The organism is Sulfurihydrogenibium yellowstonense SS-5 (assembly GCF_000173615.1).
Classification (GTDB): Bacteria; Aquificota; Aquificia; order Aquificales; family Hydrogenothermaceae; genus Sulfurihydrogenibium; species Sulfurihydrogenibium yellowstonense.
Genome location: NZ_ABZS01000031.1, coordinates 1 through 11466 on the forward strand (window position 1 = coordinate 1; position 11466 = coordinate 11466).

Sequence of the window (11466 nt, forward strand, 5' to 3'; positions counted from 1 at the left end):
TTTGGAGAACTTCCACTAAGTCCAGATTTTTTTCTCTTGCTAATCTTAATGCCTCTTCGATTGGAACTATTCCTAAGTTTTTACCTTCGTCGTCAATTAGTCTTACTTCTTTAACTCTGATTTGATTGTTAATTCTTAACTCTTGAATGACTAAAACCTCCTCTGGTTTAATTTAAAATTTTTTTCTAAGATTGAGTGTTTTTTAAACTCCTCGTTTTCCTCCGGAAAATCGATTCTGTAGTGAACGCCTCTGCTTTCCTTTCTTTTCAAAGCTGCTTCGCATATACCTTTTCCAAGAATTATTAAATCTTTGAGATATCTAACATTACAGAATTTATCTATTGAATTGTATAGATTTTCTAAGTCTAAAATAGCACTTTCTAAGCTTTCTTTGCTTCTAATTAGCCCTGCCTTTTCCCACATGACAGTTTTTATATTCTTTAAAACTTCAGCCCTTCCTTCTTTGCTTAACTGTTCTTTCGTTTGTGTTTCATTTTTAATATCTACATTTAATATATTAGCATAAATATTGTGTAAATATACGGTATATGCTGTTTTATATCCGGATACTATGCACTCTAAAAGTGAATTGCTTGCAAGCCTGTTTGCTCCATGAACGCCTGTTGACGAAGTTTCACCAACTGCAAAAAGTCCTTTTATATCCGTTTTTCCATTTAAATCTGCTTTTATGCCACCTATGGTATAATGGGCAGATGGACTTACCGGTATTCTTGTCTCGTTTTCAAGTCCAAATTCTTTTAGCATACTATAAACATTAGGAAATCTCTCTTTAAAGTCAATACCTTTTTCTAATAAAGGTTTTATGTCTAAAAATACTTTATGTCCTTCTTGGTATTTTTTAAATATCGCTTTAGCTACTTCGTCTCTTGGTTTTAGCTCATCGATAAATCTTTCCCCGTTTTCGTCAACAAGTATAGCACCTTCTCCTCTTACTGCTTCTGATATAAGCCATCCTGGTTTTCCTTCTAAGTAAATAGCTGTTGGATGGAATTGAACAAACTCTAAATCCATAAGCTCACAGCCTGCCCTATAAGCAACAGAGATAGTATCACCTGCCACGTTGTAAGCAGAGGTATTTCGTAAATATATTGCACTATAGCCACCTGTTGCTAAAACGATAGATTTAGACCTTATCAATTTTTGACTGTTTCCATCTGATAGGATAATTCCTACGTATCTATCTTCATCTGTTAAAATCTCTTCTAAATAGTAGCCATCTGCTAAGTTTACTTTATCTTTTATATACGACAGCAGAGTTTTTCCTATCTCATAACCTGTTTTGTCTTTTGAGTGTAAGACTCTATTTCTTGAATGTGCCCCTTCTCTTGTAAGTTTAATAAAACCTTTTTCATCTCTATCAAAATTTACACCAATGTTGATTAAATCTATGACCCTTTCTAATCCTTCTTCAACAAGCAGTCTAACGTTTCTTTCTATGCATAGACCTTTACCTGCTTTTAATGTATCTTCATAGTGTAATTCTGTAGAATCTTCCGGAGAGATTGCGGCGGCTATTCCGCCTTGAGCCAGGAAAGAGTTTGACTTGCCGGGCTTTTTCTTTGTTATGAGTAGTGGTTTTATACCAAGCTGCAAGAGATAATAAGCGGTAGAAATGCCGGCAAGTCCGGTCCCAACAATAATCGTATCAACCCTTTCTTCCGGTAATTCTCTCGTATTAAAACAGGTTAAATATCTATTAAACTGCATGTACCTTCAAATCATTTATAATTTCTAAAATTGCTGCATCTAATTTTTTAGGACTGTGTCTTGCATAGTTTCCTTCGTCTAATAAATCTTTTGCATAAACTGTAAGTCCCATTCTTGATAGATTTCCAACATCTGCCACAACAGGCTCTGAATTTTCTTTTAAGTATCTTTTGAGAACTTCATCCGGTGGAATGGTTGTATTTAGTAGCACTGCATTTAAAAATGATGCTTCTTCATCGCCAGCTACTATTTTATTTAGTGCTTTTACATGGTCGGAAGCTGTAAAGCCGTCTGTTTCACCATACTGTGTCATGACGTTGCATATGTAAAGCTTAAAAGCTTTTGAGTTTAATACAGCATCTCTTATATCTTTTATAAGCAAGTTAGGAATTATACTTGTAAACAAGCTACCCGGTCCAAGTATTATCATATCTGCATCTAATATACTATCCACAGCTTTTTGTGGAGCTCTTACATCCTCCGGCTCAAGCCATATTCTTTTTATCTTTGCGATTAATTTTCTACCGTACTCTGTAATTTCAACTTCACCTTTAATAATATTTCCATCTGTAAATTCTGCTACCAAATTTACCATGGAATCTGTAGATGGAATTATATGACCTTTAATTTTTAAGATTTTGGATGTTATTTCAATAGCTTCTAAAAAATCTCCTGTAATTTTTGTCAAAACAGTCAAAAATAAATTTCCAAAGCTATGACCTTTTAGACCTTCACCTTCTTCAAATCTATACTGCATTACTTTTGTTAGTATATCCTCATCTTCAGCCAAAGCTGTGATACAGTTTCTAACATCCCCGGGAGCAGGTATGTTAAGCTCTTTTCTTAAAATTCCGGTGCTTCCGCCATTATCAGAAACTGTAACTATAGCCGTCAAATCCTGTATTATTTCCGGGACAAAATACTTTAATCCTCTTAAAAGTGTACTTAATCCAGTTCCCCCACCAATTGCTACAACTTTCATGATAACTTTCTCCCAAAAAATTTTAAAATTTTTTCCTTATTTGGCTTTTCTATTATACCTTTTTCTGTTATTATAGCTGTAATATTTTCTGCAGGTGTTATGTCAAATGAGTAGTTTATTGCTTTTGATTCTTGTGGCGCAACTTTACAGCAGTGACAGTTTTTTACTTCATCTTCATTTCTTTCTTCAATAGGTATTTCATCTCCAGATTCTAAGTTAAAATCAAAGCTAGAGCTTGGAGCTGCAACATAGAATGGAATATTGTGATGTTTTGCAAGAATTGAAAGGCTATAGGTTCCTATTTTATTCGCTACATCACCGTTTAATGTTATTCTATCGGCACCAACTACGATTACATCTATCATTCCTTTTTTCATTAAAAAGCCGGCTGATGAGTCTGTAATTATATAATGAGGTATTCCCTCCTGCAAAAGCTCCCAAGCGGTCAATCTTGAACCTTGTAGATAAGGTCTTGTTTCATCTACGTAAACGGTTATATCTTTATCATTTTCATATGCAGACCTTATGATTCCAAGAGCTGTTCCCCAGCCGGCAGTTGCCAATGCACCTGTATTGCAGTGTGTTAAAATGTTTGCTTTCTTTGGAATTAAAACCTCTCCGTATCCACCAATTGACCTGTTTGCGTGATAATCTTCTACTTCTATTCTCTTTGCCTCTTTTAAAAGCAGGTTTAAATCATTTCCATATTTTTCATAGATAGATTTCATTCTATCAAGAGCCCAAAACAGGTTTACTGCTGTTGGTCTTGTCTGTTTTAATCTTTCATAAACTTGAATGTAATCAATGCCCTCTTTTATTCCTGTATAAAATCCATACGCTCCAACTATTCCGATTAATGGAGCACCTCTAACAATCATATCTTTTATTGCTTTTTCATAGTCTGCTAAGGTTTCAAGCTTTTCCCATACTAACTCGTGTGGAAGTTTTAACTGATTTATTACGTATAAAACATCGTCTTTAAGTTCTAACGGCTTTATATCTTTTAGCTTTCTCACTCAGCTTCTCCAACAACATCGTATTTATCGATAGTATCTTTTATTCTTACTTTTATAATATCTCCAACATTAACAGGTTCTGTTGTTTCTACGTATACAATGCCGTCTATCTCAAAGGCACTTCTATAGCTTCTTCCTATTGGCAGGGTTTCCCATTCTTCTGAAAATCCATCAATTATTATATCTAATTCTTTTCCTATCAAGCTTTTATTTTTCTGTTCTGTAATGCCTTCTTGCAGTGCCGAAATTTCGTTTAATCTTCTGATTTTTTCTTTTTTTGGGATTTTATCTTTATGTTTTTGGTAAGCAGGCGTTCCTTCTTCATGGGAATATACAAAAACACCAAGCCAATCAAACTGAGCTTCTTGTAAAAAATTTTTCAAGCTTTCAAAATCCTCTTCTGTCTCCATAGGATAGCCTACAATAACAGAGCTTCTAATTGCCATATCCGGCGTGTATTTTTCTTTCCAATCAAGGATTTGATAAAGTTTTTTCTTCCTATATCCTCTCATCATATCTTTTAAGATTTTATCTTCTGAGTGTTGAATTGGCATTTCTATGTAGTGAAGAATTTTTTCACTGTCTTTTATGAACTTAAAGAAATCCTCATCTACTGTTGACGGATAAAGATAGTATAGCCTTATCCATTTTATGCCATCTATTTTTTCAAGCTGCCGCAAAAGTTCAAACAGCATCGGTTTTCCGTATAAATCATATCCGTAGTAGCTTGTATCTTGAGATACGATGTTTAACTCTTTAACGCCTAAATCTGCAAGATATTTTGCTTCTTCTACCAATGCTTCTATTGGCTTACTTCTATGTTTTCCTCTAATGTTTGGAATGGCGCAAAAACTACATGTATGGTCGCATCCTTCAGAGATTTTTAGGTAGGCTGTATGTTTTGGAGTTGATATTATTCTTTTTGTGTTTTCTTTGGGTTTTATGTCAAATAATACTGGAATTTGAGATTGATTTTTTAGGTCGATAAAGTAGTCTACTTCCGGAATTTCTTTTTCAAGTTCTTGTTTATAACGCTCTACCAAACAGCCTGTAACGATTATTTTTTTGTTTGAATTTTGTTTTAGCTTGACAGCTTCTAAGATTGTTTCAATAGATTCTTCTTTTGCAGGCTCAATAAATCCACATGTATTTATCAATATAACATCCGCCTCTTCTGGATTGGCTGTAAAGCTTATGTTTCCTTGGTTTAGTTTTCCAATTAAAACTTCTGTATCTACAAGATTCTTAGGACAGCCTAAGCTTATAAAATTTATCTTTAAGTTTTTCACATAACCCTCTATTTTAAATTTGATTTGAATAAGATAACCTTTTTGACTGAAAATTTCAAGATGGGGTGCTGGAAAGTGTTCCAAAATTTTTATGAGTTTACCTTGTCCGTCATCTTTGGACTGTAAGCCAAAGGATCTTTCTCATTCCTCATAGGTAGGCTACAAACAGAGAAATTTTGAATTTTTTCGAGTTAGACTATCCAGGTCAATTCCTCATAGGTAGGCTACAAACTATATTAGGAAATGCTTTCAGTTTGTCAATGGCGAGTCAATTCCTCATAGGTAGGCTATAAACTAGGAATAAACTCTAAAAGAAGTTGGTACCGATTTGTGTAGCAATTCCTTATAGGTAGGCTACAAACACACAGGCGGTAGGAGAGCCACATGGATTTACTTAGGTCAATTCCTCATAGATAAGCTAATAACCCGTCAACTTTTAACTCAAAAATAAATTCGTAAAAACCTTATTCAATTGCCAAGTTGTAAAACATTATAACACATTTTTAAAAAGTCTGTAATTTAGATAAATCAATAGCTTATACAACTTTAACGTGAGAAGCGAAACGTGAAACGTAAAAAGAATTTCAAATCCGTCTCACATCTCACGTCTCACGTTTCATCTCTTACATAACCCACACGGTTCAGATGTAACTGAGTTATTATTGAAAAAGTGGGAAGAATGGAACGAGCTTTCTAACCCACACGGTTCAGATGTAACCCTCAACCAGGAAAAAAGGGCGGAGTAGATTATAAGGACTTTATAACCCACACGGTTCAGATGTAACTTTAATATGAGGAGGTACTGAGAGATGGAAAAAGTACTTTCTAACCCACACGGTTCAGATGTAACTCGAAGGACACGGAGACGTTGTAGTTATTGAAGTATCCTTTCTAACCCACACGGTTCAGATGTAACATTGGAGGCTGGAACCTTTGTTTTTCGATGTTAAATCTTTCTAACCCACACGGTTCAGATGTAACTTTAATATGAGGAGGTACTGAGAGATGGAAAAAGTACTTTCTAACCCACACGGTTCAGATGTAACAAGTTATTGATAAAATAGGATTTTTTAGTGATTTTACTTTCTAACCCACACGGTTCAGATGTAACTTGTTGAGTTTCAGTATCATCACAATAATCAGTGGGACTTTCTAACCCACACGGTTCAGATGTAACTAAGGATGATTAACTATCCATTAATCTACAAAAGCACTTTCTAACCCACACGGTTCAGATGTAACTTCTGGCCTTGTAGCGGCTGTGATATGGATAGATATACTTTCTAACCCACACGGTTCAGATGTAACCTCAGATAAACTTGACAACTTCTCTTCTGAAATAGCAACTTTCTAACCCACACGGTTCAGATGTAACATAGCAAACGGAGCCTTGAAAGCAGCTGCCAATCTCCTTTCTAACCCACACGGTTCAGATGTAACTGTTGGCAGGCTGTTAGAGTTATTATTAATCTGTTTTCTTTCTAACCCACACGGTTCAGATGTAACGGTAAGCTCTCACTTCATCAGGCTAAATTCTTGGCACTTTCTAACCCACACGGTTCAGATGTAACCTTTATAACCTACAATAGATTTTAAGCAACTTTGCTTCTTTCTAACCCACACGGTTCAGATGTAACCCATGCCACCCACCAGGATGGCATTTGCATACTGATCTTTCTAACCCACACGGTTCAGATGTAACGTAGAAGGAGGAAGCAAAGATGAGAGAATTTTGGTTCTTTCTAACCCACACGGTTCAGATGTAACTTGCCATTTTGCAAGAAAAATTGCAATAGATGAAACCTTTCTAACCCACACGGTTCAGATGTAACAATGAAGATGTTAATGATTAGATTAGTAGAAGTTGACTTTCTAACCCACACGGTTCAGATGTAACGGCGGAAGTAATAGTTACAGAGTATTTTATTTTAGCTTTCTAACCCACACGGTTCAGATGTAACTCAGAGAGATAGAAAACATGTCCGATGAACTAGGAATAGCTTTCTAACCCACACGGTTCAGATGTAACATAAAATAATTGTCAAACTACCTGCCGGCATCACTGCCTTTCTAACCCACACGGTTCAGATGTAACAAGTATAGATGACGACTTTACAGTTATTGATTGTACTCTTTCTAACCCACACGGTTCAGATGTAACTGTAATAAGCATAAACAGAAGCACGCCCGCTTTTTGTCTTTCTAACCCACACGGTTCAGATGTAACCGACGCTACTCTATCTGTATCTGTTTTTTGAACTTCCTTTCTAACCCACACGGTTCAGATGTAACTTTTTAAAGGTTTTGAAGATTTTGATTTTGATTTCGCTTTCTAACCCACACGGTTCAGATGTAACCATGAAACAAACAACCATTTAAACACAGAGAAATTTCCTTTCTAACCCACACGGTTCAGATGTAACATATGGAAAAAATATTCCCAAATAACATATATAAAATCCTTTCTAACCCACACGGTTCAGATGTAACGTACTGTCCAAATCTGTTTAGAAATATTTGAATGCCCTTTCTAACCCACACGGTTCAGATGTAACCCGTTAAATTTTTAATCAAAAATAAAATCGCTTACAGCTTGCTCTATCAATATTCTGATAACTATTATACCAAATTTTTAAAAAACCTGCAAGTTGAAGTTTTTTGCAGCAAACCTCGATATACAGAAAATATATTATTATATTTTATCCTTTAACTTCCTATCACAAGCCAACCGCTGAAAACCCCAAACTCAGAAGCTCGCTGCAAATATCAATCTTTAACTTGCCGATCTCAAAAAATTTTAAAATAAAAAATTACAAATTTTCAAAAAATTAAAAGCTTAAAATTTCAAAATCAAAAAGTTTAATTCAACAAATACTTATAACTACTCTTCAAAAAATCTCTCTCAAACCGTCACTACACAAGCTTAAATCAAACATCAAAAAATAAAATTACATTACCAATACCTTAGCTTCACTGACTTATAAATCATCTCACTAAGCCACTACACAATCAAACAAAAATAGCTAAGATATTGATAAACCAATCTCTAACGTCTCACATCTCACATCTCACGTTTCACGTAAAAACAAGCTTGTGTGGGCTAACATATTCAATTGCCAAGGTACAGTTAAAAAATTAATAAAAAGCTAATATAAATATATAGAAAAATTTTGTATCTGTCAAGCAGAAATTTAAATAAAATTATCAGATGGATTTTTGTCTTTACCGATGACCTTTTTTCTTATACTCTTTTCAAAATCAGTCATGTAAACATACAAACTATCTTCCCTTTTATCAATCACTTCGCTAACTTCCGCCAAGCACTTTTCTAAATTTCCGTAGCTGATATTACCTTCAAAAACAGAATACTGAACCCAATTTAAATACTTTCTCAAAACCTTTCTTGCCTTGTTAAGCCTTCCATCGTCTGTAATATCGTAGCAAATAATCACAAACATCCTACCACCAAGCCTTTAATGGTTTATAATCATCTTCACCAAGCAGATGCTTAATCAACTTATAACATTCAAGCCTTATTAATGTTCTATAACTTACATTTCTCTGTAATGTTCTATGCTTAATCGTTGTTTCTAACTTATCCTCTAAATATTTTAAAAAAATCTTTCTTCCTTCATCGTTTAGATAGCTAAAATTCAAATCCTGATTAAAATGAGAAAGATTTATCGTTTCATAGTTTAGAAGATTAAAAACCACCGTATCCACTATTAACGGTTTAAAGATTTCTGATATATCCAAGCTTAAAGAGAATCTTCTTTCTGATGGTTCGTGTAGGTAGCTAATGGTTGGCTCTAAGTGTGTTTTATAAATCTCTGATAATATAACACTGTACAATACAGAGTTGCCAAAAGAAATTAAAGCGTTGATAGGATTGGTTGGTGGATTGTACTCTCTTTTGTCTATTTTAAAGTCCTGATTTTTTATGATTTTATTAAATGCTTGATAATAAACATTTCTAATATTTCCTTCAACTGCCATGACCTCTTCTATAGTGTTTGCATCGGGCAATTGCTTTAAAAATTCATTGATTTTTTCTATCTCTTCGTCTGCTTGATTGGTTTTTAGATTTCTAAGAATATGATAAACTCCTCCTTCTATAAAGCTTTTTGCTAAATACAGGCGTTTGCTATAATCTGTGTAATGGCTTACTTGACTTACAAGCAAAATTCCTGAAACACTTTTCTTTCTTGGTAAAAATGACCCTGAATAGTAGCCGTAATAGTTAAATATATGAACAGGAATATTGTTTTGTGCTAAGTAGTTTAAAACTTTTGTGTTTAAATCCACTTCTCCAAAAATGTAAATACTGTCTATATCGTTTATTGGAATTATTTTTCTTTCTTTTTCACCGATTTCAAAAAATATTGTATTTTCTTTTCTTTTTAGTCTTCCGCTGTTGTTTATATAATACCTTCTTGACATATAAAAACCTCTCATGCAAAGCAAAATTCAAAGTATGAACATTTTTTACAGTAGGGAAGCTTTTCTAACTTTGGCGGTTTAGGCTGGTTGACGATTTTTTCTATATCTTTTAAAGCTTCTAAAAGCTCTTGCTCCAACTGTTTGGTTAGATGAACTTCTTTCTTCTTTTTCTGCTTTGGATAGTTTATAAGTCCAACCTTTTCAATTCCAAGCTGTTTTAAAACGTACAGATAGTATACAACCTGCATTGTATCTGCTTTTTCCATTTTATCGGAAGATTTAACCTCTCTTATGTAATCATCATCAACGATATCAATCGATATTAACTCTTGAATTAAAATATCCCTCTCTTTTTCTGATTTATAATAATTTTCATGAAGTATTTGACCAAGAATGATTTTATCATTGTTTTTCTCAAAACTAAGATTTTTAGAAAAAAGCCATAACTTTCTTTTGCAGATGTAGTAATAATTTACTTTTAAGCCCGTAATTCTTATCTCTTTTAGACTTTCTAAATCCATTTACAGAATTTCTCCAATCTCTCTGTAGTCTTTATCTAACAAATTAAAGCCAAGTTCTTTATCGTATGGAATGTCTGATAAGAAAATTTCTTTGTCAAGTGGAATTATGTTTTTTACTCTGTAAAACTGTGCTGATACTGTAAAATCGTTTAACTCTCCGATTGCTTTTATTTTTTCTATTTTATCTTTTTGTCTAATCTTTTCTAAAAGAGCGTTTATTTTTTCTTGATTTTCATCAAAAATCACTTTTGGAATGACAGATAAATTCATAATATCTCTAAATATGTCCTGTGCTTCTGACTTACTATCCGCAATAAATCCATACTCTAAAAGCTTCATATTTTTATCAAATTTTTTATAAAAGTTCGTGTTTTTAATTCTTTCTAAGTCAAAAACATTGCTGACAATTTCTTGCTTTATCTCTTCTGTAAGGATTTTTTCATCATAGTTTTTAAGCTCTCTGAGAGTATAATCCATAATCTCTTTATCATAAACTTTACCTTTGCCTGATGGTTCTTTAGTACAGATTATTATGTTTGGTTGGCTGTCTGGAGTAATAGTTCTTCCTATTTTTCTGTAAACTCTTCCCATTCTCTGTATAAGGCTGTCTGCTGTAGAAAGTTCGGTAATCAATAAATCATAATCAATATCTAAGGATGCCTCTACTATCTGAGTAGAAATCCAAATCACTGGCTCGGTTGTGTTTTGTATTTGCATTTCTTTTTCTCTTTTTGTTTTTTGAATGTATAATGAGTGTAAAAGGTTAACTCGTATTGTCTGGTTTTGACTTTTTAAAATCTTATAAACTTCCTGCGCCTTTCTTACTGTGTTTGTAAGTATTAATACTTTCTTGCCTTTTTGGTATTCTTTTATGGCAAAATCTACCATCTCGTCAACTGTTTTTTCTACAAGCTTAATTTTATGTTTTTTCTCTGGATTAAATACCGGCTCTAATATTTCTGCTTTGTCTTTTAGATGTTCTTTTATAAATGGATGCATTGTTGCTGTCATTAAACAGAATTTCCCGCCAAGATTAGATATTTCTTCAAGTCCTTTTATGATTACTGCCAAAGTGTCAGGAGAATAGCCTTGTGGTTCATCTACGATTACTTTTGAGTAGGTTAGTGTTGCGTATATTTTTTCAAAGCCTGGATATTTTAATGTTGCTAAGAATATCTGGTCTGCCGTTGATACTGTGATTGGCATGGATAGTTGTCTTACTGACTGGACTTGATTTATCAAAACTTCTATTCCGTTGTCTTCTAAGTTTTTAGATTGATTAAGATAAAAATCTGTTGTATTGGCATGGAGAATTCCTGTATTATCTTTTCCAAAGATGTTTGATATTCTTTCATACATTGAGTTTACAGAAACACGAACAGGTAAAGTATAGAAAGCTTTATCTCCTGCCACCCAATTTAAAGCAAACTCAGTTTTTCCCATGCCTGTCGATGCTGTTAAAATAACAGATTTGTTTTTATAATCTAAAG

General features: G+C 33.6%; 8 protein-coding genes, 1 pseudogene and 1 CRISPR repeat array. All 9 genes and pseudogenes read right to left on the reverse strand.

Going from position 1 to position 11466, the window contains the following annotated elements; genetic code table 11:
- Positions 1-148: pseudogene (locus SULYE_RS08010) on the reverse strand (translation initiation factor IF-3); the annotation flags it as partial.
- 2 nt (positions 149-150) lie between these two features.
- Positions 151-1728: an L-aspartate oxidase gene (nadB, locus tag SULYE_RS02105; protein ID WP_007546041.1), complete on the reverse strand. Its 1578-nt coding sequence runs from the start codon at positions 1726-1728 to the stop codon at positions 151-153.
- The gene (locus SULYE_RS02110; protein ID WP_007546043.1) at positions 1718-2710 is read right to left on the reverse strand and encodes a gluconeogenesis factor YvcK family protein; all 993 of its coding nucleotides are present in this window, start codon (positions 2708-2710) and stop codon (positions 1718-1720) included. Before SULYE_RS02110 ends, nadB begins: the two co-directional genes overlap by 11 nt.
- Positions 2707-3726 (reverse strand): S-methyl-5-thioribose-1-phosphate isomerase, encoded by a 1020-nt coding sequence (gene mtnA / locus SULYE_RS02115; RefSeq protein ID WP_007546045.1) that lies wholly within the window; start codon positions 3724-3726, stop codon positions 2707-2709. Before mtnA ends, SULYE_RS02110 begins: the two co-directional genes overlap by 4 nt.
- Positions 3723-5099, reverse strand: a complete 1377-nt coding sequence (gene rimO, locus SULYE_RS02120) for a 30S ribosomal protein S12 methylthiotransferase RimO (protein WP_232178558.1) — start codon at positions 5097-5099, stop codon at positions 3723-3725. The genes mtnA and rimO overlap by 4 nt, the downstream gene beginning before the upstream one ends.
- A gap of 539 nt (positions 5100-5638) precedes the next feature.
- Positions 5639-7570: direct repeats of the CRISPR family, unit length 29 nt; unit sequence CTTTCTAACCCACACGGTTCAGATGTAAC.
- A gap of 636 nt (positions 7571-8206) precedes the next feature.
- Positions 8207-8473 (reverse strand): CRISPR-associated endonuclease Cas2, encoded by a 267-nt coding sequence (gene cas2 / locus SULYE_RS02125; RefSeq protein ID WP_007546049.1) that lies wholly within the window; start codon positions 8471-8473, stop codon positions 8207-8209.
- A 1-nt stretch (position 8474) separates the two neighbouring features.
- Positions 8475-9455 (reverse strand): type I-B CRISPR-associated endonuclease Cas1b, encoded by a 981-nt coding sequence (gene cas1b, locus SULYE_RS02130; protein WP_007546051.1) that lies wholly within the window; start codon positions 9453-9455, stop codon positions 8475-8477.
- A gap of 11 nt (positions 9456-9466) precedes the next feature.
- The gene (cas4, locus tag SULYE_RS02135) at positions 9467-9976 is read right to left on the reverse strand and encodes a CRISPR-associated protein Cas4 (RefSeq protein WP_007546052.1); all 510 of its coding nucleotides are present in this window, start codon (positions 9974-9976) and stop codon (positions 9467-9469) included.
- Positions 9977-11466: CRISPR-associated helicase Cas3' (gene cas3, locus SULYE_RS02140; protein ID WP_007546053.1), on the reverse strand; the 1490-nt coding region annotated here is incomplete at its 5' end. It abuts the gene before it with no gap.